15 protein-coding genes and 1 pseudogene are annotated in these 24,435 nt (G+C 45.8%); 7 read left to right on the forward strand and 9 right to left on the reverse strand.

Features of this window, described 5'->3' with window-relative positions:
• Positions 1 to 22: 22 nt before the first annotated feature.
• A complete protein-coding gene (luxN, locus tag OCV19_RS24280; protein ID WP_065677219.1) occupies positions 23 to 2,632 on the reverse strand; it encodes a quorum-sensing autoinducer 1 sensor kinase/phosphatase LuxN in 2,610 nt (869 codons plus the stop codon).
• Positions 2,625 to 3,854 (reverse strand): acyl-homoserine-lactone synthase, encoded by a 1,230-nt coding sequence (locus OCV19_RS24285; protein WP_065677220.1) that lies wholly within the window; start codon positions 3,852 to 3,854, stop codon positions 2,625 to 2,627. Before OCV19_RS24285 ends, luxN begins: the two co-directional genes overlap by 8 nt.
• A 423-nt stretch (positions 3,855 to 4,277) precedes the next feature.
• Between OCV19_RS24285 and OCV19_RS24290 the strand changes: the two genes are divergently transcribed.
• Positions 4,278 to 6,719, forward strand: coding sequence for a M9 family metallopeptidase (locus OCV19_RS24290; RefSeq protein ID WP_065677221.1), 2,442 nt, complete (start codon positions 4,278 to 4,280; stop codon positions 6,717 to 6,719).
• A gap of 273 nt (positions 6,720 to 6,992) precedes the next feature.
• On the forward strand, positions 6,993 to 7,367 hold the full coding sequence (locus OCV19_RS24295) for a cystatin domain-containing protein (RefSeq protein WP_050632865.1): 375 nt from the start codon (positions 6,993 to 6,995) through the stop codon (positions 7,365 to 7,367).
• A 75-nt stretch (positions 7,368 to 7,442) separates the two neighbouring features.
• On the opposite strand, the pseudogene OCV19_RS24300 reads toward OCV19_RS24295, so the two are convergent.
• The 3 genes and pseudogenes from OCV19_RS24300 to OCV19_RS24310 all read right to left on the reverse strand — a co-directional run bounded on the left by OCV19_RS24300 (position 7,443) and on the right by OCV19_RS24310 (position 11,283).
• Positions 7,443 to 8,749 (reverse strand): annotated as a pseudogene (locus OCV19_RS24300) (IS4 family transposase).
• A 144-nt stretch (positions 8,750 to 8,893) separates the two neighbouring features.
• Positions 8,894 to 9,472 carry a hypothetical protein gene (locus OCV19_RS24305; RefSeq protein ID WP_017067975.1) on the reverse strand — a complete coding sequence of 193 codons (579 nt, stop codon included), beginning with the start codon at positions 9,470 to 9,472 and terminating at the stop codon, positions 8,894 to 8,896.
• 212 nt (positions 9,473 to 9,684) lie between these two features.
• Entirely contained in the window at positions 9,685 to 11,283 is a 1,599-nt protein-coding gene (locus tag OCV19_RS24310) for an isocitrate lyase (RefSeq protein ID WP_050647808.1), read from the reverse strand.
• Between the two features lie 141 nt (positions 11,284 to 11,424).
• Between OCV19_RS24310 and OCV19_RS24315 the strand changes: the two genes are divergently transcribed.
• Positions 11,425 to 12,378 (forward strand): LysR family transcriptional regulator, encoded by a 954-nt coding sequence (locus OCV19_RS24315; protein ID WP_012600244.1) that lies wholly within the window; start codon positions 11,425 to 11,427, stop codon positions 12,376 to 12,378.
• Between the two features lie 155 nt (positions 12,379 to 12,533).
• Entirely contained in the window at positions 12,534 to 14,717 is a 2,184-nt protein-coding gene (locus tag OCV19_RS24320; protein ID WP_065676754.1) for a malate synthase G, read from the forward strand.
• A 211-nt stretch (positions 14,718 to 14,928) separates the two neighbouring features.
• Here the strand turns inward: OCV19_RS24320 and OCV19_RS24325 are convergent, their stop codons facing one another.
• Together OCV19_RS24325 and OCV19_RS24330 are read right to left on the reverse strand one after the other, a co-directional pair.
• Positions 14,929 to 16,356, reverse strand: coding sequence for an NAD-dependent succinate-semialdehyde dehydrogenase (locus tag OCV19_RS24325; protein WP_065676755.1), 1,428 nt, complete (start codon positions 16,354 to 16,356; stop codon positions 14,929 to 14,931).
• Positions 16,357 to 16,601: 245 nt separating this feature from the next.
• Entirely contained in the window at positions 16,602 to 17,390 is a 789-nt protein-coding gene (locus OCV19_RS24330; RefSeq protein WP_065676756.1) for an IclR family transcriptional regulator, read from the reverse strand.
• A gap of 154 nt (positions 17,391 to 17,544) precedes the next feature.
• Here OCV19_RS24330 and pta point away from each other — a divergent pair, with 154 nt between their 5' ends.
• Both pta and OCV19_RS24340 read left to right on the forward strand, forming a co-directional pair.
• Complete coding sequence (pta, locus tag OCV19_RS24335; RefSeq protein ID WP_065676757.1) at positions 17,545 to 18,663, forward strand: phosphate acetyltransferase; 1,119 nt, start codon at positions 17,545 to 17,547, stop codon at positions 18,661 to 18,663.
• A gap of 56 nt (positions 18,664 to 18,719) precedes the next feature.
• Positions 18,720 to 19,487, forward strand: a complete 768-nt coding sequence (locus OCV19_RS24340) for a sulfite exporter TauE/SafE family protein (protein WP_065676758.1) — start codon at positions 18,720 to 18,722, stop codon at positions 19,485 to 19,487.
• Between the two features lie 67 nt (positions 19,488 to 19,554).
• Here OCV19_RS24340 and OCV19_RS24345 read toward each other — a convergent pair whose 3' ends face one another.
• Both OCV19_RS24345 and OCV19_RS24350 read right to left on the reverse strand, forming a co-directional pair.
• A complete protein-coding gene (locus tag OCV19_RS24345; RefSeq protein WP_065676759.1) occupies positions 19,555 to 21,273 on the reverse strand; it encodes a cobaltochelatase CobT-related protein in 1,719 nt (572 codons plus the stop codon).
• Between the two features lie 3 nt (positions 21,274 to 21,276).
• The gene (locus tag OCV19_RS24350) at positions 21,277 to 22,257 is read right to left on the reverse strand and encodes an AAA family ATPase (RefSeq protein WP_065676760.1); all 981 of its coding nucleotides are present in this window, start codon (positions 22,255 to 22,257) and stop codon (positions 21,277 to 21,279) included.
• A gap of 264 nt (positions 22,258 to 22,521) precedes the next feature.
• On the opposite strand from OCV19_RS24350, the gene xsc reads away from it, so the two are divergent.
• Positions 22,522 to 24,333: a sulfoacetaldehyde acetyltransferase gene (gene xsc / locus OCV19_RS24355; RefSeq protein ID WP_004731917.1), complete on the forward strand. Its 1,812-nt coding sequence runs from the start codon at positions 22,522 to 22,524 to the stop codon at positions 24,331 to 24,333.
• Positions 24,334 to 24,435 lie beyond the last annotated feature (102 nt).

The raw sequence follows: 24,435 nt of genomic DNA on the forward strand, positions 1-24,435 counted from the left end.
TGCGATTCGTGTTTTCCTGCATCTACTCTTCATCTTCGGTTTCTTTGGAAGCATTCGAGGCACAGCCTTTCTCTAGCCAGTTATCGAGCACGCGTTGCAGCGCGTTCAAAGAGGTTGGTTTCTCTAGGCGACCATCCATCAACTTGCTGATCATATCTAACTCGTGCTGTCCTGATTCGCCAGACAAAGCAATGATTGGCGTTTGAGGAGAGCGTGCCTTGATGATTTGGCTTGCGTCAAAACCATTCATTATCGGCATTTGTACGTCCATTAAGATCAAATCGACCTTGTATGTTTTGAACAGCTCAACGGCATTCTCACCGTTTTTGGCTTGTAAGCTATTTACACCAAGTCGACTCAGGTACATCTGAACAAGCGTGCGTTGTACCTCTTTGTCATCGACGATAAGCACGGTTGGAGCCAAATGATTCTCTGGGGTTAGCGTACTTGTTGGTTCTGAACTTTGCGTTTCTGCTTGGTTATCTGGCTTAGCTTCAGCGTTGGTTTTGTTTTCAGTTGCGGTTTGATTACCTTTCCAATCATCGAAGTAAGGCGTACGAAGTGCGTCTGCTTTGGGGGCATTGGGTACCACCGGGAAGTACAGGTGGAACTCAGTAAACTCCCCAAGTTTAGAGTGGCACTCAACTCGGCCGCCAAATGAACGCATTACACGTTGGCAATAACCGAGCCCTAGGCCGCTACCACCGCTTTTTTGGTAAGAGAAGAAGTCATCAAAGATCTTATGTGCAATGGCTTCGTCAATGCCTGGGCCAGTATCTCGGAATATCAGAACGTTTTCGTAAGGCCCTGTGTTGGTGCTGATCTCAATTTGGCTTTCTGGATAAGAATCAAAGTAATAGATAGCATTACGTATCAGGTTGAAAATAACGAAATTGAATAAGGTTTCATTGAGCTTTGCTACAAAATCAGCGTGTTGTGGTAAACGAATGCGTTCAATGATCTTTTCATTCTCAAAACCATAGTGGCTTACGGCTTGATCCACGGCTTTGTGGATAGAGGTCATGGTCACAGGGCCGTGTTCAGGCGTACTGTCACTGACTTCGCGCAGGATAATATCAATCAGTTGTCGCCCGCGTTGAATCGCCGCTTGGCCATTCTCAATATCCTTTAGGATTTGTTTCGCTGGGGCTTGGTTATCAATGTGCTGCTTTAGCACCTCAAAATGCAGCTGCACTTGAGCCAGCGGGTTACGCATTTCGTGTGCGATAGAATTAGCAAGCGCGCGACTTTGGCGAATGCGTCTATCGGCTTCAATGGTGCTTTGTACACGAGTTAACAAGGTTTGCAGTGCAGAGATCTCCTCGTTAGAGAACATCTTATCGTTGCTCTTGTGTGACGAGACCAATAAGTGCGTGACCGATTTCCCCTGACCAAATAAAGGCATCACCAAGGCGGTGTCGTTTGAACTCATCTTGTCATACAGGGCTTTTATCGAGCGCTTGGCTGGCGCGGTGTAATCAAGCTCCTGAGACAGTTCATCGAACACTAAAACGGACTTGTTGGTAGACAGGTAATCTTCGTAGAAGGTTTCGTTGTAGTTGCTGTTCACCAGACGCAACTTGTCTTCGGGAATCTGCAATAGGCTACCTAATCGACGCATTGCATCATCAATCGACAGTTTGAAATCGTCTTCTAGTGAGAGGATCTGTTGTACTGGTGTTTTCTTGTTTCCGTAGACAAAGAAGGAGGCGTAGTGGCTTACGCGTTTGTAGAGAACATGCCAAGTGATGCCGATAATCGCACAGATTGGGATAGCAACGAGCCATTGACTGTCGTCTGTCAGCGGGATAAATATCGCGCCAAAAGGGATCACCAAAATAGCACAAACCAACATTGCATTTAGGCTCATGTACGCCAGGTATTTCACGCTGTAGAAGCGCGAGGTCAGCAGGGCATAGCCAACGAACAACATTTCACTTATCGACAAAGCTGGTGGCAGCCAAGTGAGCGAGAAATCACGTAAGAAGTAGGTCATGCCTAGGTGGATTGTCGCAGTCGACAGCATGAAGACTAAAATGCCAGCGATCATGTAGTTGGTCTTGGCTAAGGTTAGCTTGCTGCTGTTGGCGCGCATGGCCACCAGGTTGAGCAGTGTCAGGATAACAAAGCTAATCATCCCAATGAAGAAGTACGGCGTATGCGGGCCAAACTCAATCACGAACTGGCTTGGGCCTGCAATGGTGACGTGTTCAACGGTTAACCCCGGACTTAAATTGATAAAGAAGGAGTAGACGGTCAGGGTGACGAAAATGGCTTGTTGCCACAAATGAACCTTACCATTACGTTGTTCAGCGGCGAGCTTACACGAGAAGTAATAGGCAAAGGCAAACGCAAAGAAAGAAGCGAGGTTGGCAAACTTTGCGGCGAACACGGCGGCCGAGGCCCCAAGTTCCGGTAATAAGTCGGTATGGAAATAAGCGTTACTGCTGATCCACGCAACAATACAGATCGAATACGCGATGTAAGGAGCGTGGTGTGTCCCCGCGATCACTTCGTTCTTCTGTTTCAGGCGGTAGCAGTAATAGAACAACCACATGACAACCACTGCCACGGTTGCAAGCAGGGTGATTGCTTTTGCATAGATGATCGCCTCAAGGCCGAAATCAAACATGTTCATCCTTTTTTACCGAACTAGTTTGTCCTGCCGAGCACGACTTTTCTAATGACTTTCTGCTCTCTCGCACTGCGCGTTTGTAGCCGCGGAAATCGACATTATTGAACGCTTTTACCATTATCTCGAAATTCCAAAACCCGCGATAAATTGTTGTGCCATCATCATTTAATTCGCAATACCCAGCATGGAAGTATGCATTGGAATCAATGGTTTGATAAAACTGAAGCATGAAAGGTTGTTCAATGATGGTGAAACCAATTTTGTAGCCAACTTGATGTAAGACGCTCATTAGCTCTTTTTGAGCGAGATAGAGGAAGTAGAGTTTTTGTTGGGTATTTCCACTGACGGTTAAGCGCAGAACTTCACATATGGCTCGAGATTCGGATAGTTGTAACTGAAACTGATTATCGAATTTTGGCAGAGAATCACATTTTGACAATATCGGTGGCGTGAATAGCTGTAACCCTGAAAGTGAATCGTAACCATGATTTGGTAAGCAGTATTGCCATTGCTCATTGCTGAACGGCGGTGCGTAACTTAGCCAAGTGTCCTTCTTAGACCAGTCTTGAATCAGCGCAGAGGAAACCAGTGTCGGAAAGGCTTCATCGACTGGATGTTTGAGCAGAATAAAATGCTTACCTGCCTGAGAAAGGTGTAATAAAGGCAGCATCTCAAACCATTTCTCACCCTTGATGAACACCTCGAGATTGCTTAAAGCAATGGCATCGCAGATTGGCATTCCTTGTGGGTGACTCGGTGTCTGTACCAAAAGTGGCTCATGCTCTATCTGTTCGATGATCGCACCGTAATAAGCACTGTCATTGATAGGGAGGTCGACATGAGAAATGGAGCTTGAATTTAATGGAGATTTTACTTTGATCGCAGCAATTTCACACTCACACCAGAAATCTAGCCAATGCATATAGCACTGACCTACGGCCTGCTCTAGAAGAGCAATCTCTGCAGATAGTGTATTTGGATAGCGCAGAATCAGATCGCGGTAGTCCATCACCTCAAACAATACAGAGTAGCTTTTGTTTTGATGTTCTGGGAAAAGCAATTCTAACTGGCTTCTACGATATTCAGTCACGTTTTGAAAAAGCTCAGTGCGCTGTTGTGGCTGATAAGTGCTGATGACGAGCTCGATAAGCGCGTGTTGTTTCTTTTCGATAGCCAGACTGCTAGCCAACAGTGAGACTAAAGACGACGTTAATTTCATGTTTAACCTAGCCTAGGTTTATATAATTATTTTTATTAGATTTGCACTCGTTAACCAGACACGAATTGTTATTAAGTTATTTGATATAAAGCTACCTTGTTGAGATTGAGTAACTCTAATTGTGTCTATTTTTTAAAACAAGTTGCATAATAGAACGCAAGTTTACTACTTGCACAACCCCTTAACAACAGAACATTTACTAGTTTATAAGTTGCTAAATTAGAATATTCTCAACCACTTAGAGCCTAACCTTGATCCGAGTCTGACCAGTATCAATTGAGCATAATCCTTTGAATTTATAAATTAACGTAAAATATCTATTTTTTGAACCAAGCTCATAAATCATACGCAACTGAATTCACCTTGTTAATCGTAAGGAATATAACGGCGAGCCAAAATATATAATTAACTAATGAGTTTTGTATGTCTCATAACCGTTTATTTCCACGTCATCGTTTGGCTCTCGCTTGCATGCTGGCCAGTGTTTCCAGCTTCTCCTTTGCTCAAAGTCAGTGTGAGGTGCTTGATCTTCAGCAGGCGTCTGACCTTGCTCTCGCTGTCTCATCTGCAGATAACAGTTGCTATGGCGCTTGGTTCTCTGCTCAAGAGAGTTCGTTAAGCAATATCTATAGCGAAGCGAGCCTAAGCCGTATTCAAGTAGCATTGAATTTAGAAATCGCTCGCTACCGAGGTAATGCTGAACAGGCTCGTAAACTTGAAAACCTTGGCGAATTTGTCCGCGCCGCTTATTACGTTCGCTATAACGCGCGAGCGCAGGATTTTTCCGAGGCGTTAAGCCAGCGCTTCGCTCAATCTATTAATGCTTTTCTGGCGAACCCTAATGCATTCGATCAAGGCCATGAGCAAGTTGGGGCAATGAAAAGCCTGACGCTGATGGTCGATAATGTTAAGCAACTTCCACTGACCATGGATGCGCAACTTGCGGCATTGAATCACTTTAACCGTGAAACCGCGCTGGATTCACAATGGGTCGATGGTCTTAATAATCTGTTTCGAGCAATGGCAGGGCATGCCGTTCGAGATGACTTCTACGATTACATGGCAAATCACACCCAACACATTGATACGCTGGCGACTTTTGCACGTGATAACACGTGGGCATTGGATACGGATGCGAGCTTTCTGGTTTATAACGCCGTGCGTGAAACAGGCCGTTTGTTAGCCAGTCCGGATAAAGCGACCAAAGACAAAGCGATGCGGGTTATGCAGCAAATAATGGCGCAAAATCCACTGGGCAGCGAGCACGATAAGCTATGGCTAGCGGCCGTTGAAATGATGAGTTACTTCGCACCAGAAGGCTTGAATGGGTTAGACCTAGAGCAAGTGAAACACGACTTGGCAACACGTGTACTTCCTAATCGCTATGAGTGCCAAGGACCTGCGATTATTCGCTCTCAAGATCTTACGGAGTCACAAGCGATGGAGGCGTGTGATGTGTTGGCTGCCAAAGAGGCCGACTTCCACCAAGTCGTGAATACGGGTCAACAACCTGTCGCTGATGATAACAACGAGCGAGTAGAAGTCGCGGTGTTTGGCAGCAAAGGCAGTTACATTGATTATTCATCGTTCTTGTTTGGCAATACCACAGACAATGGCGGTCAGTATTTAGAGGGTAATCCTGCAGAAGTCGGTAACGTCGCTCGTTTTGTGGCTTATCGCTATGCCAATGGTGATGATCTTTCTATTCTCAATTTAGAGCATGAATACACTCACTATCTCGATGCTCGCTTTAATCAATATGGCTCATTCAACGACAACCTAGCACATGGCTATGTAGTGTGGTGGTTAGAGGGCGTTGCCGAATTTATGCATTACAAGCAAGGCTATGATGCAGCGATTAGTTTGATCAGCAGCGGGAAGATGAGTCTGTCGGATGTGCTTGCGACTACTTACTCCCATGACTCCAATCGTATATATCGTTGGGGATACTTGGCGGTACGCTTCATGTTGGAAGAGCACCCTCAAGAGGTGCAAGGTTTATTGGCATTGTCTCGTACTGGTCAATTTTCTGAATGGGCACAACAAGTAAAAGCGCTAGGGCAGCAATACAATGGCGAGTTTGAGCGCTGGTTAGACTCGGTTTCAAGTTTACCCACAGAGCCTACTGATCCCACTGTACCGACAGATCCTACGCAACCAACAGACCAAGCCATAGTGCTTGCAGCAAACCAAAGTGTGTTGTTGAGTGGCGAGGCGTATAGCGAGCAGCTGTTCTATGTTGATATTTCAGATAACACGACGCATTTTGAGGTGTCTATTGAGGGGCAAACTCAAGGTGATGCTGATCTTTATATGAGCTACAACAAACCAGCGCATTACTACGACTTTGAATTCAGTCAATACGGCAATGGAAGTAATGAAGTGGTGACGTTTGAACAAGAACCTTCGGGTTACATCAAGTCGGGTCGTTACTACATGAGTGTTACGGGGCGTACCAATTTTAATGAGGTGTCGCTAACGGTTGTAACAGAAACGCCAACGCCTCCAACTCAACAGCAAGATGATTTAACGCCTGTAGTATTGGAGTCAGGTCAGGCTCAAGTGCTTACCGTGCACCAACGACGTTACGCCGCTGTCTATGTACCAGAAGGCGTACAAGAGGTGCGAGTATGGCTCAGCGATAAGAGCGACAATGCGGAAAATGAACAGTCGAATACGGGTAACGTTGGTCTGTTCGCCAGCCACTCATATTGGCCAACAGCTGGGCAGCATGACTACGCATCTGACTACCGTGGAAGCAATGAGTATCTGCAAATCCCTATAACAGGAGAAGGCTATGTGCATTTCTTATTGAGTGCGGAGCAGAAAGGGGATGATGTCGAGATGTTGGTGTATTTTCACTAACAGAGCAGGCATTAGGTAATAACACTAAAAAAGAGGCATTGCCCTAACTGTATTAACGAGAACGTCACTAAACTAAATATTTTAATATCAATAAAGTAGACGGATAAAAGCCGGGCATCAGTGTCCGGCTTTGTTTTCCTGACAATCTCCTGTGTTTATAGAGTAGTTACACTATAATCTCTGATGAAGTGATGACATTCGAGGTTTAAGCTTATCTACATATGAAACATCATTGCGAGTAACCTCTCGTGAGTGATAGAGGTAGAGATAACTATGAAGAAAGTAATATTGGTAACCGTATTTAGTGTCGCGGCGTTAGCTGGGTGTAGTCAGAAATCAGAGGTACCGACTCAACCACAAGAGAATGCGAACCCTATCTGCAGTACTAAAAACCTGACGGGTGGTTGGTCGCAAAGTGAGATTACACCAGAAGCTAAGCAAGCTTTAAACGCAGTTCTTGGTCAAATGAACACTTCAGCTGAGCTCAAACAGATCTTGAGTGTTCGAACTCAGGTTGTCGCGGGTTTGAATTACGCTATTGAGTTTGAAATGGATAATGGTGAAGTGTGGAACACCATCGTTTACCGTTCTCTACAAGGTGACATCGAAATGACGCAACCTGCACAGAAAGGTCTTCTGTGCTCATAATCTAGATGTGCTTGTATCTTGTGGGATAGGCTGATAGCAAATAAAAATGGCTCCGTATTGGGTAATGCCGTTCACTTAAGAGTGAACGGCATTTTTGTTCTTAGCATACCGTTGTGGTCTGGGTTTAACTGTTCTAGGGAATGTCCTTTCCCTTCGCCCTTCAAGTATTAAGCTTTCAGCCATGTTGTGGAACCCCTTTAGCTGACGAGGTATTGCGCCTGGTGTTGAGTAAGGTAAGCCTACAAGTAACGCAGATACATGAGCTAATGTGCCGTTAAAACTGAGTTGATAAGGAAGGTAATTTCCCTTTAGATTGAAGCAGAGCTCGACCATCTGGTATCGGATTAAATTGTAAGTAAGCAAGATGCCCCATAACTCCTGCTTTACCAGTTCTGGTAAACGACTTCGCAGCGTGAGACGATTTCCAAGCATGTATTGTTTCTGCTCTCGGTAGCCTAGCTCAATTTCCCAACGATGTTCATAAAGGCCTGCAATATCTTTTGATGGGTAACGCAGGGAGTCCGTCATGGAGGTTAATACTTGGTAGTCTTTTCCTTTAATTTTACGAGTGACAAGTCGAGCGGTTATCGACTTTGGTAAATCAGGCCATAGCTTTCTAGCCCTTGGGTTACTGTGTAATTGAACCAGTTTGTCATTTCGCCCTAAAGATTGAACAATGTCATATTGTGTATTTTTCTTGAGGGGGATAAGCCAATGACGCTCTGAGCCAGAGTCTTGCCATTTATGTAATAAGCCTAAAGAATAGAATCCCTTATCGAACATTGTCACGCTATGGTTTGGTGTTGTTTCTATCAGTTTTTCAGCTAATATCATTTCGTTTGTATTGTAATTATCAAAGGCACTGGCCGTAATAATGTGACTGCTTAGTTCCATTTGGCAGACCATTCTCACTTGCGGATATTGCGTCCCTTTTTGTCGAGAAAATGCCTTTTCATTTTGCGGGTTATCGGGCGTTCGCCAAACAACGCCATCGACGCCAAGAAGCGTTAATCCATTCCACTGGGGTAACTTTGCACTTTTTAACCATGACGTAGTCATTCGCTCAAAGACCGCTTTAATTGCGTCTTCACCCAAAGTCTTTCGACGTTGAGTTAACGCACTTGGTGCGACAAAGCTTTACCTGTACGGTCGACAATATCAAGTTGGTTCACTAAATCTTTCATGGATTTACTGTTATAGATAGCCATTCCAACAAGCAGCCACACCATGGATTCTAAAGTTAATTTCCTCTTTCTCATCGTGACGGTATCAGTAAGAGAATAAGCTTCGTCGATGAGGTCAATTGGAAGCAAGTCAGACAAAGTTTCAACGTTGCTAGGTTTCCAATCATTAATTATGTTTAGAGCTTGAGAAACATCCATAAAAAAATCCAAGTGCATTAAATACACTTGGATTTTGACAGCTCTGAAGGATCGTTCAACCGATCACTTTGGCTTTAACTGATCGGCATTACTCCGTATTGGGAGCCATTTTTGTTTCTAAGAAGATTGATTTATTGAACGATTTCAGTCGGCCAGCTCGGGCTCAGCTAATTCCTGAACACAAGCTCTGCTGATGTCTTCATCAATGTAGGCCATACCGAGTTTATTGAGGTAGTCCATGCGATCTGCAGTGCGAAGCTCGATGTCGGGGCCTGCAATGTTGTTGGCTTGATAAATTTCAGTGAGGTGAGACATGAATTGCTCGCCCACACTCATCATCAATAGACTCATTGCGCCTACGTCCGGTCTTACTTTAGCACGTTGCTTTTCCGATAGGTTTACCGCTAACACGATAGGCTGTTCTTCACCTTCGAAGCGAACACCTCGCTCACGAACGGTTTGTTGAGCCCAGTAATACGCCAGTTCTTTACTCTGAGTGAGAAACACTGGCTCAACCGATTCGGTATAGTTGTTGCCGATGGTCGCCATGGTTTTTGAAGCTGCTTCGTTGAGCGCTTTGTCACCAGAGCGTTTTAGGCCTTGGCCTTGAATAGAAGCCAATAAAGCGGAAGATGTGCCGTGATACCAAGTATCACCCGTCGCGAAACCATTCTCTGATAACAGTGTTTTTGCATCTTGTAGGTGTGTAGGTATTGAAGTCATAGGCACTCTCAAAAAATAAGAATCTCAACAAATAGGAATCTGAACAAAAATTTATACAGTTAGCTTAAACAGAAGTTGTTCGGTTAACCGTGGTGTGGAACACAAATCTGAGGCTTTGAGATAAAGCTGGCAGTACAAGCTTTATCTCAAAGCCTTCCCCCGGATCTTACCTAAGTAAGAGAGAAGGACGGGGGAGGCTTTAGCGTTAGCGATTAATCAAATTGGTTCGATGTATTCGCTTCACCCGCTGCTTTTAGTGCGTTCTCACCAGCAAAGTACTCTTTGTGGTCATCACCCATATCTGAACCAGACATGTTTTGGTGTTTAACACAGGCGATGCCTTGGCGGATTTCTTTACGTTGAACATTCGCAACATAACCCAACATGCCTTGGTCGCCGAAGTACTCTTTCGCTAGGTTGTCAGTAGACAGCGCAGCAGTGTGGTAAGTCGGTAGAGTAATCAAGTGGTGGAAAATACCCGCTTCACGTGATGCGTCTGCTTGGAATGTACGGATTTTCTCGTCAGCGCTTGCAGACAGCTCAGTTTCATCGTATTCCGCGCTCATTAGATTCGCACGGTCGTAAGCTGAAACATCTTTACCTTCTGCTACCATCGCATCGTAAGCTTGCTGACGGAAGTTTAGAGTCCAGTTGAATGATGGAGAGTTGTTGTAAACCAGCTTCGCATTAGGGTGAACTTCACGTACGCCGTCCATCATCTCTTTGATTTGACCGATGTGTGGCTTCTCAGTCTCAATCCATAGTAGGTCAGCACCCGCGTTGATTGCTTCGATACAGTCAAATACACAACGGTCTTCACCAGTACCTTGGCGGAATTGGTATAGGCCTGAAGGTAGACGCTTAGGTCGAACTAGCTTGCCGTCACGGTTGAAGCAAACATCGCCTTCAGCCATATCAGCAACATCAATCTCTTCAACATCTAGGTAAGAGTTGTAGATGTCACCTTGGTCGCCCGGCTCTTTCACTACCGCGATTTCTTTTGTTAGGCCAGCACCTTGTGAATCGGTACGAGCAACGATGATGCCGTTGTCGATGCCTAGCTCAAGGAAAGCGTAACGAAGCGCGCGAAGTTTCGCGTGGAAGTCAGCGTGTGGAACCGTAACTTTGCCGTCCTGGTGACCACATTGCTTCTCATCGGCTACTTGGTTTTCGATTTGTAGACAACAAGCACCCGCTTCAATCATCTGCTTAGCCATTAGGTAAGTCGCTTCTGCGTTACCGAAACCAGCATCGATATCGGCAATGATTGGCACTACGTGTGTCACGTGGTTGTCGATTTTGTCTTGGATACGGTCTTGTAGGTTCACATCGCCTGCTTCACGCGCAGCGTCTAGCTCACGGAATAAACCACCCAGCTCACGAGCATCGGCTTGGCGTAGGAAGGTGTATAGCTCTTCTACTAGGCCAGCAACGGATGTTTTCTCATGCATAGATTGGTCTGGAAGTGGACCAAAGTCAGATCGAAGTGCAGCAACCATCCAACCAGAAAGGTATAGGTAACGACGGTCAGTCTTGCCATCAAAGTGCTTCTTAATAGAAATCAGCTTTTGTTGGCCGATGAAACCATGCCAGCAACCCAGAGACTGAGTGTATTGAGAGCTGTCTTCGTCGTAAGCCGCCATGTCTGCACGCATGATATCTGCCGTGTATTGTGCAATATCCAGACCTGTTTTGAATTTGTTTTGAGCTCGCATACGAGCAGCAGATTCAGGGTTAATTGCATCCCATGGAGCACCAGCAGCGCTTTTTGCAACTTCAATCATTTCGATATCTTGTGTAATTTGCGACATAACTATTCCTTAGTTTCACGTGGACATGTTGGCCAATTTGGCGAGGTCATTTGATTTGGATTAAATCTAACCATGGACAAATAATAACCATGTATGTGATAATTTTGTTAATTTATAGTTATTATATTCGGTATTTTTCTTATGAATATTGCTCGTATAGACCTTAATTTGCTTGTGTATTTAGACATGTTGCTACGTGAAAGAAACGTTACACGAGCAGCAAATCAATTGGGTATTACTCAGCCAGCCATGAGTAATGGCCTTCGCCGATTGCGTGATCTATTTGAAGACCCGCTATTAGTGAGAACAAGTGAAGGGATGATACCGACCGAGCGCGCGCATAAGTTGCAGCCACTGATTCGAAACATCTTGGCGAATGTAGAGAAGACACTGCAACCGACCACAGAGTTTAATGCAGAAGACAGTGAACGCGTGTTTCGTATCATGGCGAGTGACTATGCGGAATCGACCATAATTCAGCCTCTTCTGAAAAGGTTAAGTGAGATCGCACCGAAAATACGACTGGATATCATGACGCCAAGTGACGTGAGTTATCAGGATGTAGAGCAAGGTACCGTTGATATAATTATCAACCGATTTGACGATATTCCTCAGTCGTTTCACCAGATGAGCCTTTGGCACGACGGGTTTTCTTGTCTATTTAGTTGTGACAACCCGATAGCCGACAATTTCGATATTTTGTCTTACCTAAAGGCGCAACATATTTGGGTAAGTAAGACAGGTATGGGAACGGGAGTGGGGATCAACCCAAGTGAAGCTCAAAAGCTCGGTTGGATAGATGAGGCATTAATGCGCATTGGTAAAACCCGTAACATCACGGTGTTTACGCGACACTACTTGTCGGCGATTCTCTTCGCACAACAGAAGAACCTGATCCTGACTATTCCTACCAAAGCAGCTCAACTGCAGCGCAATAACCCTAGATTGTTGATCAAGCCTGCGCCATTTGCGATTGAACCCTTTGAGGTGAAGATGGCGTGGAGTCCATTGTTACAAACCAATCCAGACCATCAGTGGATGCGTCGTTTGATTAAAAGTGTCGCTAACGAAATCGAGAGTGGAGTGACGGAATAACACAGTTTGTAGGGTATTTTTTATATGAATATCCAATATAACCGGCATAAATTAGCTAAATTCATGTCCGTTAAGTAAGTTTAAATCAGTAAAGTAAATTTGAGCTAGTCACGAAAATTTATTGAGTAGCCATCAATTAGTTTGAGAGAGATTTTATGAGCAGTCGTATTCAACAGGGAAGCTTGAACATTGATAGCACCCTCTACCAATTAATTAATGAGCAGGTGATTCCTGGAACAGGCATTGTCGCTGAAGACTTTTGGCAATCATTTGCAACCATCCTTGAAGACTTGGCTCCAAAAAATCGCGCATTGCTTATCAAGCGTGAAGATCTTCAACATCAAATTGACGTTTGGCACCAAGAGCGTGCGGGACAAACGCTAGATGCGGCCGAGTACAAACAGTTCTTACAGCAAATTGGCTACCTCGTTCCTGAGGGTGATGACTTTCAAGTAACTACTGCCAGCGTTGAGCCTGAAATTGCAACACAAGCGGGTCCGCAGCTTGTTGTACCTATTATGAATGCACGTTTTGCACTTAACGCGGCTAATGCGCGTTGGGGCAGTTTATACGATGCGCTCTACGGAACCGATGTCATCAGTGAAAGTGACGGCGCGGAAAAGGGAGGAAGCTTTAACCCGGTACGCGGTGCTAAAGTGGTGAGCTACGCTCGAGGTTTCCTTGATGATGCTGCACCTCTCAACGGTGTCTCTCATAAAGACGTCACCAAATACAGCATCAGCAACGTCAGCATTGGCAATACACTGACAGCGACCTTAGATAACGGCGAAGAAGTCACTCTGATTGATCGTAACCAGTTCATTGGTTATCAAGGTGATGCGAGTGCCCCTTCAAGCATTCTGCTTAAGCACAATAATCTCCATATCGAAATTCAAATTGACCCGAGCGCGCCAATTGGCAGCGTTGATGTGGCTGGTATTAAAGATGTGCTGGTGGAATCGGCTCTCACCACCATTATGGATTGCGAAGACTCGGTCGCTGCGGTTGACGGTGAAGACAAAGCATTGGCTTACCGAAACTGGTTAGGTTTAATGAAGGGTGACCTTCAAGAGTCGCTAGAGAAAAACGGTAAAACCATTGTTCGTAATCTTAACCCCGATCGTCAATACACCAGTGTGACGGGTGGTGAAATCTCACTTAAAGGTCGCAGCATGTTGTTCATACGCAATGTGGGCCACCTAATGACTAACCCTGCGATTATTGATGCTGAAGGTAATGAAGTGCCTGAAGGTATCATGGATGGCATGGTTACCTCGCTCATCGCGATGCACGATTTAAAGGGTAATAGCCCTTACCAAAACTCGACCGCGAACAGCATCAATATTGTAAAACCTAAAATGCATGGCCCTGAAGAAGTGGCTTTCACCAATGAGTTGTTTGGTCGCATTGAGGATGCACTAGGTTTAGAACGCTTCACCATTAAAGTCGGCATTATGGACGAAGAGCGTCGTACCTCTGTGAACTTGAAAGAGTGTATTCGCGCAGCCAAAGACCGTGTCGTGTTTATCAACACCGGTTTCCTAGATCGAACGGGTGATGAGATCCACACTAGTATGGAAGCGGGTCCGTTTGCACCTAAAACACAGCTTAAAACCATGACTTGGATTGGCGCATACGAAGATCAAAACGTTGATCTTGGCTTAGCTTGTGGCCTGCAAGGTAAAGCCCAGATTGGTAAAGGTATGTGGCCAGAACCAGATAACATGGCGAAGATGATGGACGCGAAAATTGGACACCCACAAGCCGGTGCCAATACCGCTTGGGTTCCTTCTCCAACTGCGGCGACTCTGCATGCCTTGCACTATCACAAGGTGAGTGTTCCTAGCCGTCAGAAAGAGCTTCGTGAGCGTGTGAGAGCAAATGTTGACGATATTCTTACTATCCCATTGTTAGGCAATCAAAAGCTGACTGCTCAAGATATCCAAAACGAACTGGACAACAATACGCAAGGTATTCTTGGTTACGTAGTTCGTTGGATTGACCAAGGCGTAGGTTGTTCGAAAGTGCCTGATATTAACGATGTGGGATTAATGGAAGACCGTGCAACGCTGCGAATTTCAAGTCAACACATCGCTAACTGGTTACGTCACGGCATTTGCGAGGAAGCCCAAGTAATGAAAACCATGAAGCGCATGGCAGCAGTGGTTGATGAACAAAATGCAGGGGATCCAAGCTACCAAAATATGGCGCCTGATTTTGAAAACAGCATTGCGTTTTCAGCAGCGTGCCAGTTGGTATTTGAAGGCTGTGCTCAGCCGAGTGGTTATACCGAGCCAGTGCTGCACGCGATGCGTCTAAAGCTGAAAGCGCAGGAATAGCGAAGCAACCGAATAACAAAAACAGAGAATGTAAAATACTAAAAAAAGAAACCCCCTTTAACCGAGCCCAAGGTGCCGCGCTTTTATAGCGCGGCTTTTTTTTGATTCATTTTTGTGGTGGGAAGGGGGGAGAGTGGGCCAGGTTAGTGCTCACTAAGATTTAAGTGCTTCTGAATCTTGGTTAACGCCGAAACCTACTTGCTACTAAAACCTAGTTACTACCAAAACATAAGTATTTAATGTCCATGTACTCATCGATGCCTTCTTTAGCACCTTCACGGCCAATACCTGATTGTTTAACGCCACCAAAAGGCGCGACCTCGGTTGAGATTAGGCCATCATTAATACCGACCATACCGTATTCAAGTGCTTCTGCTACCTGCCATACGCGGTGGATATTCTGGCTGTAGAAGTAAGACGCCAAACCATAAATAGTATCGTTCGCCATCTCGATGAGTTCCTCGTCTGTGTCGAATTTCATCACAGGTGCGACTGGGCCAAAGATCTCTTGTTGAACAATGTCCATACTGTGTTTCACATCTTTAAGAATGACAGGCTGAAGGAAAAGCCCATCAAGCTCTTGAGTTTGTGTCACAGGTGTTGCGCCTTGCTCTACCGCTCGGTCTATTAATGCTTGGATGTTGTTCTTGGCATTCTGGCTGACAACAGGGCCAATGGTTACACCTTCATCTAAGCCGTTACCAATCTTAAGTTGTTGAACGGCTTGATCAAATTTAGCCACGAACTCATCGTACACTTTACTGTGAACATAGAATCGGTTTGCACAAACACAAGTTTGGCCAGCGTTGCGGAATTTCGAGACCATTGCGCCTTGAACCGCAGCGTCGATGTCTGCATCGTCAAACACAATAAAAGGTGCATTGCCGCCGAGTTCCATAGAGGTACGCTTGATGCCTTTTGCGGCTTGAGCCATCAAAATACTGCCGACACGGGTAGAGCCTGTAAAAGAGATCTTTTTGATTAATGGGTGCGATGTGAATAACTCACCAATCTGTTCTGGGCTATCACCTAATACGACTTGGAGTAAATCCTCAGGAATACCCGCTTGGTAAGCCAGTTCGACCACAGCAAATGCGGAAAGCGGTGTCTCATCTGAAGGTTTCACGACAAAGCTACAACCGGCAGCTAATGCAGGCGCTGCTTTACGAGTGATCATTGCAACAGGGAAGTTCCATGGCGTAATGGCACACGCGACTCCGATAGGTTGCTTGATAGTCACCAAGCGTTTGCCTGCGACTGTGCTAGGAATGGAATCACCATAAGTGCGCTTGGCTTCTTCTGCGAACCACTCAATGAAGCTCGCACCATAAACCACTTCACCTGCCGCTTCTGCTAACGGTTTACCCTGTTCGATCGTCATGATTCGAGCAAGGTCTTCTTTATTCTCAATGATTAGCTGGTGCCAACGGTGCAGTGATGCAGCTCGAGATTTAGCTGGAACCTTTGCCCACTCTTTCTGCGCTAAATGAGCTCGTTCAATCGCGCTTGCTAACTCTGTTTCTGATGATACCGGAGCGTGTCCGATGAGTTCACCCGTTGCTGGATTTGTGACTGCAACTGCGTTGTTCGCTTCTGTCACCATAAAAGAGAGTAAGTGCTGGTTCTTAATGTTTAGCATCGTGATTCCTTTGTTGTGATTACTTTAGACGTGTTGCTGATATGCGGGTTGGTGAGTGTTCAGATCATTTTGACCAAATGTTGATTAGTCGCAGATTGTGGTCGTTAATTCGATAGTTTTGAAGTCCTTGTTTGTGAAAGCATTGTTTACCAAAGCAAGGTATACAAAATCATTGTTTATTAAATTCGAGTTTTCGAAATCCATGATCAGCTAAATCATGGACTTCGAAATCTTTTAAGAAAAGTCTATTGCTGACTCCAATTATCAGCTTCGATTTTCGCTAGCGCTTTTGCAGCTTTTTGTAGAGCAGGTAGGAACTTGATCGCTTCGTCCGGCTTTACTCGAATCACAGGTGCTTGGATTGCTAAGCCGAGATTAGATTGGCCGGTTGGCGATGGAATGAGTACCGCAATACACACCAACCCCGGTAGAAACTCTTCGTCATCAATCGCAAAGCCTTGGATCTTCGCTTCTTCGATGTCTTGCTCTAACACTGAGTAGTCGGTGATGGTTTTGACTGTGTACTGAGTCAGTGGCACGTTTTCAATCAGTCTTCTGCGCTGTGATTTCGACATGTGAGCCAAAAACAGTTTACCTGTCGCAGAGCAGTGAACAGGAACGCGAGAGCCAGGCTGCAGGTGGAAGCGAAGTGGTGCTTCGGTCTCTGCGCGGTCAAGGTAGATGATCTCACCGCTCGATAGTGCGGTTAGGTTGCAGCTCTCGCCGACTTCTGCTCGAAGGTTTTCAAGAATTGTGCGTCTTGCGCTGTGCATGGTGCTGTTGAACAGTAGGTTTTCAGCCAGCTTTCTGAGTCGAATGCCAGAGCTGTAATGCTTTTCATCACCGTCTCTTTGAATGATGCCTGCGGATTCTAATTGTTGCAGCATACGGTGCAAAGTGGGTTTCGGCAGTCCGGTTTCTTCGACGAGCCCTTGAAGGGAAATAAACTCGTCTTTTTGCGCTATCACCTCTAATAGTGCAAAAAGTCGGAGAGTGGGCGTATCTCCTTGAACTTGTGGTGTTTCTGTTTGCATACAGTGATTCATCCTTGCGATATGTCTATTTGTAAGAGTGTACATACCAAATTAATATTCTTCAATTATCTGAATAAAATTTGACCTTTTTTATTATTTCAATAATATAAATATAAATTATGGAACAATTAATCTCAATAAATGGAATTTTAAAATGAAAGCAATTGAACGGATTATTGATAAGGCGCACCTAGATCGTAAGCGTGTGGTTTTGAGCGAAGCTGAAGATCCTCGTGTACTCAAAGCGGCACGATTAGCGATAGATAAACAACTCGCTTATATCACGCTAATAGGGGATGAAAAGGCGATTATCGAAGCCGCTCAGTTGCATCATATTAACCTCGCGGGCATTCATATTGTTTCACCACAAACATCGGCACTTAAAGCCGTGTTGGCTGAACGTCTGTATGAGCTCAGAAAAGCCAAAGGCATGACTTATCAAGATGCATTGGAGAAGGTTACAGACCCACTGATTTTTGCCAATTTGATGGTGAGAGAAGGGCTGGTCGACGGCACGGTTAATGGCGCGGTTTATACCACGTCAGATGTGGTGCGAGCTGCGCTGCAGATCATTGGGCCAGCACCAGACAGCGAGTTGGTATCGAGCTTCTTTTTAATGATGTTGTGCGAGCCTTTCCACAATCTCAAAGGTGGCATGATTTTCAGTGATTGTGGTTTGGTGATTAACCCCAATGAAACCGAGCTTGCATCGATAGCAGTGGCCGCATCAAATAGTGCTCAAACGCTGTTAATGGAAGAACCTAAAGTGGCAATGCTGTCGTTTTCTACCAATGGCAGTGCCAAGCATGAATCGGTCGATAAGGTGCGTAATGCCGCCCAGTTAGTGAAGCAACGTTGCCCCGGAATTGCGGTTGATCAGGATGTTCAACTCGACGCGGCGATTGTCACTGAAATTGCGGCGAAAAAGTTGCCCGATTCCGAGGTTAAAGGAGAATCTAACGTGCTGATATTCCCAAACTTAGAAGCTGGCAATATCGGTTACAAGCTTGCTGAAAGGCTAGGAGGCGCGGTCGCGATTGGTCCTTTGTTGCAAGGGTTGAATCAACCAGCCAATGACCTATCCAGAGGTTGTAGTGCCGAAGATATCTTTAATGTAATCGCGGTGACTGCTGTGCAAGCACAACAAGGCAAAACTGCAAATGCAACGACGGATGTTGACGCTGATGCTCAAGAAGCTCCAGAAGATCAAAACGCTACAGAAGATCAAAAAGCTAAAGAAAGAGCTGAATCGGAATTTGAGTTTAGGTACTAGGCTCAAACTTAAAGCCCGCACTCACACTAAGTAAAAACACCTAATTAGGATTGCTAATGGAGTTACCTGTTTTACTCGCCATTCTTGCCACCATTGCGGTCGGTACCTATTTCCAAACCGTCACAGGGTTTGGGCTTGGCATTATCGTGATTGGTCTAACGGTCAGCCTTAATTTGGTTTCGTTGCCCGTAATTGCTGCCGTGGTTAGCATTGTGACCTTGTTTAATTGTGTGGTCGCGTTGATGGGCAAGCCTCTGCTTGGGGAACTCAAAATTCTGGTGGTGTTAGTGATCGGTATTATCCCCGGCGTGTCGTTGGGAGTGTTTTTACTGGACGAGTTGAGTGAGTCGGCGACGCATATCCTGCGAGGGCTATTGGGGGCAATGGTGTTATTCGCAGGTCTGAGCTTTATGTTCAAACCTAAAACCAGAAAAGACCGCTCGGCCACGGTATCCTTCTTGGTGTCTGGCTTTAGTTCTGGTTTAGCGGGCGGGTTGTTTGGGATGGCGGGGCCACCGATTGTTTATCACCTTTATCGGCAGCCTTTTACACTCGATCTGGTACGAAGTACATTGCTGATGGTGTTCGCTTGTACGTCGATGTCCCGTACCGTCAATGTCTACGCAGCAGGTGACATGGAAGCGAGCATATTGTGGTTATCCGCTATTGCTGTTCCCTTGGTAGCGCTTGTTACTATGTTTGCTCGGCGCTTTCCCCCACCGCTTTCGAATGACCAACTCAGAAAGCTGGTATTTATGGTGTTGATGTTGATTGGTGGGTATTTGATGGCTGTCTCTGCATGGTCGTTGTTTGGCTCTTCGTAAAACCACTTTCGACAAAGGAGGCTAGCGGTTTGCTAGCCGGTACGTCACTGCTCACGGTTTACATCTCTTAACGCTTCAATATCTCAAAGATGCTCCTAGATAACCCAAACAAGCAACTCTCCTGGACATCTAAAGTGATGTTACTGCGGTAGTACGGGCTTAAATCGACGCCCATTCCCACGCCATGAATTTCGATACTGTTTTTGGCCGACTCGCGCTCAATCACTTGTTTGAGATGGTTGTCCAAATAGAACTGATCGTTGGCAGTGCTGGTGGCGGTATCCATCGGGCAGCCGTCTGAGAATACAATCAACACCTTTCGCTGTGCGCTATGCTGTTGCAAGCGTTGGCTAGCGAACTGAACCGCTTCGCCATCAATCCCTTCTTTAAATATGTCGGCTTTGCGAAGGCTAGCAATGCCAAGGCGAGAGCGTCTCCAATGCGCATCAAAATTCTTAAACACGATATGTCGAACTTCGTTTAAACGACCTGGGTGTTTCGGTTGACCTTGCTTGAGCCACTGTCGATAAACCTTGCCACCATTCCAGTTATTAGTGGTGAAGCCGATAATTTCAAAAGGGATATTGGCTAGCCCAACCGATTTGAGAATCGTATCCATCAGTAGACTCAGTTTGTGACTGTGTTTTTGCATTGAGCCCGAGCAGTCCATCAAAAACGTGATGGCACATTGATGGGATACGCCAATCTCTGGCTGATAAAAGACAGCACGATCCAATGGCGAAGTGATGAGCTTGGTGATGGTGGTGGCGTTAACAGTGCCTTCTTCTAAATGGTCCTGACGTCGATTCTTCTGTGGTGTGGCAACAAAGCGAGTGAGCATCGCGGCTAAACGGCGAGTGTTGACTTGTCTCGCCATGATGTCATCGGTGAGCCTTTGTCTCAGTTCGAGTAATAGGGCGCGCCTGACGAGTTTGTCTGCCGCGATGACTTGATCAAATTCTGAATTAAAGACCTGATAATTGGCGCCCGACAATTCGAACACCTTGCTGTTACCTGTGATGTCGGTATCGACCTCTTCATCTTGAATGTCGCCATCAACGATAAGAGCCAGCTGCGCGAGGATCTTGATGTCTTCTTCAACCGTAGGTGTCGGAGAGTTATTACTCTCTTGTTCTTGGTTGATGAGTTCTTGCGCTAAAGAGGCCAGTTCATTGGCGCAGTGAGCAAACTGTAGCTGGTCGGCTCGATGTTCCTTTAAGCGCTTTAGGCTGCTTCCGAAAATAGGTACGATGCCCGCACGAGTTGATTCAATGGTTTCAACAATCGGCTCTGAAACTGGAACACCGGTTAAGCGGGTGTGGATGACCTGCATCAGCGTGAACAGTAACATCCCAATTCGTGATTCAGTAAAGCCATTTTGATGGTACTGATCGCTCCAATACGCAAAGTTGAACTGAATGCTCTTAGTCACGCCTTTTAGGTAAGACGGGACTTGTGACTCGATTCGTACCTGTTCGCAAAAATCATATAACAGACGTTCGACTTCGTTTTTCGGTCGCAGTGAGTAGTGAAGTTCAGCGTCGGAAAGCAGCATTCGCAGCGCCGATGAATCGATCTTGCCTTGCATTGAGAGCTTGCTGTTTGTCAGCTCATGGCGAGACACAAAGGTGAGATCGTTGGTGTGTGCCGACTGATAATAGCAGGGGACGTTGCCGTTATAGAGACGCTCTCCCCGATAATTCAGGTTCAATTCACCACTGATCGCTCTAGCGACAGACACACCAAGGTCGAGGATCTTTTTCTTCTGAGAAGAAACATTGGCCATGGTTTACGACTCCGACTGCGCATAACTCTGAGTAGGCGTTTCTAGCGCCTCACCAAAGCAGCGGAAGTAATATTCGCTCACCAGCTCTTTCTCTTCATCTTCACAACGGTTGAGGAATGAAAGCCTAAATGCAGTCGCTACGTTATCGAATATTCGAATGTTTTCAGCCCATGTGATCACGGTTCTCGGAGACATTACCGTCGACAGATCGCCCGCTCTAAAACCATTTCGCGTTAAACCGGCGGTGGCGATCATTTTTTCGACTAACTGATGACCACTTTCATTGTTTAGCTCAGGGCGCTTGGATAACACGATCTTAGTTTCATGTTGTGGGTCTAAATAGTTAAGCGTGGCGATGATGTTCCATCGGTCAAGCTGGCTATGGTTAAGCACTTGAGTACCGGAATACAAACCCGAGAAATTACCCAAACCAAGTGTGTTACAGGTAGCAAATAGGCGGAAAGAAGGGTGAGGCGTGATCACTCGGTTTTGCTCTAAAGAGGTGTATTTGCCGTCTTGCTCTAGCAGTTGCTGAATCACAAACATCACATCAGGTCGGCCCGCATCGTATTCGTCCAATACTAATGCGATGGGTTGCTGAATGCTTTGTGGAAGAATGCCTTCCTTAAACTCCGTTACCTGCATTCCATCTTTAATGACGATGCTATCTTTGCCAATGAAATCCAATCGGCTTAAGTGTCCATCTAGGTTGATCCTCAAGCATGGCCAATTTAATCGTGCTGCCACTTGCTCTATATGAGAAGACTTGCCAGTTCCGTGTGTGCCTTGTATCAACGTGCGGCGATTAGAGGTGAAACCCGCCAATATCGCTAGCGTGACTTCAGGATCAAAACAGTAGTTAGGCTCGATCTTCGGTACATACTCTCCCGCATGTTCAAACGCCAATACGGTTAGGTTGCTGTCGATGCCAAAACACTCTCTCACACTTATTGGTTGTGTTGGTATCAATTCCGCATCATTCATTTTTCTTCCCTCTTAATAGCTTCCATGACTGCCGCGATGGGCGATATGTCATCGATTATTAACAGCTCACTCTAAGTTAACGGCACTTTTTGTACGAAAAACTATCAATAATGTGATCCAGTTTTATTAATTAGAATGAATTGTTCCAATTTAATATAAAAAGTTGACGCGCAAAAAATCTACTATTAAGGTGAAAATGAATTCGAAAAAGAGACAATTCATTCCGAAAAATGAAATTTTGGTTAACTCAAGGAGAATGGAAGAATGAGTGAGCAAGAAAAACGTACGGTTGTTTCCGGCACAGTAACAATGACACCATCAGAAGCGTTCGTTGAAACTATGGTTGCTAATGATGTTACCGACATGTTCGGCATCATGGGGTCGGCATTTATGGACGCAATGGATATCTTTGCTCCTGCTGGCATTCGATTGGTCCCAGTAGTACACGAGCAAGGCGCTGCCCACATGGCAGATGGTTACTCCCGTGTATCGGGTCGCCACGGTGTAGTCATCGGGCAAAATGGCCCGGGTATCAGTAACTGTGTAACAGCAATTGCAGCTGCGTTCTGGGCACATAGCCCGGTCGTAATTGTGACGCCAGAGACAGGCACTAAAACAATGGGCTTAGGTGGTTTCCAAGAATGTAACCAGCTTCCAATGTTCCAAGAGTTCACTAAGTATCAAGGACACGTAACGCACCCAGATCGTATGGCGGAATACACAGGCCGATGCTTCGACCGTGCGATGAGCGAAATGGGTCCAACTCAGCTAAATATTCCTCGTGACTACTTCTACGGTGAAACTCAAACCGAGATCCCTAAACCCGCGCGTTTAGATCGTGGCCCGGGTGGTGAGAAGTCTCTGAATGAAGCAGCTGACCTGATTGCTGAAGCGAAATTCCCAGTCATCATTTCCGGTGGCGGTGTGGTAATGGCTGATGCAGTTCAAGAGTGTGCGGCATTAGCAGAAAGACTAGGTGCACCTGTAGTGAACAGCTACCTACACAATGACTCTTTCCCTGCGAGTCACCCATTATGGTGTGGTCCTTTAGGCTACCAAGGTTCGAAAGCAGCAATGAAATTGATGGCTCAAGCGGATGTGGTTATCGCTTTGGGTACACGTCTTGGTCCATTTGGTACCTTGCCTCAACATGGCATGGACTACTGGCCGAAGAACGCGAAAATCATTCAGATTGATGCAGACAACAAGATGCTTGGTCTGGTTAAGAAGATTTCGGTTGGTATCTGTGGTGATGCAAAAGCAGCAGCGGTTGCTCTATCTGAAAGGTTGGAAGGTCGTGCACTGTTGTGTGATGACAACAAAGGCGCTCGCCAAGATACCGTCGCTACAGAAAAAGCACTTTGGGAAAAAGAGCTTGATGAGTGGACACACGAACGTGACTCGTTCAGCTTAGATATGATTGAGGAAAACTCACACGAGACTCCGTTCTCTGGTGGTGAATACCTACACCCACGCCAAGTACTGCGTGAGCTAGAAAAAGCGATGCCTGAAGACGTTATGGTCTCGACGGATATCGGTAACATCAACTCAGTGGCAAACAGCTACTTACGCTTTGAAAAACCACGCAGCTTCTTTGCTGCAATGAGTTTCGGTAACTGTGGTTACGCATTCCCGACCATCATTGGTGCGAAAGCTGCGGCACCTCATCGTCCCGCTATTTCATATGCAGGCGACGGTGCGTGGGGCATGAGCCTGATGGAAACCATGACATGTGTTCGCCATAACATTCCAGTGACAGCTGTGGTATTCCACAACCGTCAATGGGGTGCAGAGAAGAAGAACCAAGTCGACTTCTACAACCGACGCTTTGTTGCCGGTGAACTTGAAAACCAAAGCTTTGCAGAGATTGCACGAGCAATGGGTGCTGAAGGTATCACGGTTGATAAGCTAGAAGATGTAGGTCCAACCTTGCAAAAAGCCATCGACATGCAGATGAACGAAGGCAAAACAACCATCATTGAAATCATGTGTACTCAGGAATTGGGCGACCCGTTCCGCCGAGATGCACTATCAACACCGGTTCGTTTCCTAGATAAGTACAAAGACTACGTATAAGTCATAGGAAGTTTGCCCGACCAAAACAGTCTCGTGAATGCTAGATAAAGAGTTATCGAGAATGTGGTCGGGAAAACAAATTAAGCTCTAACACTAGCCATT

Source organism: Vibrio celticus, assembly GCF_024347335.1.
Lineage (GTDB): Bacteria > Pseudomonadota > Gammaproteobacteria > Enterobacterales > Vibrionaceae > Vibrio > Vibrio celticus.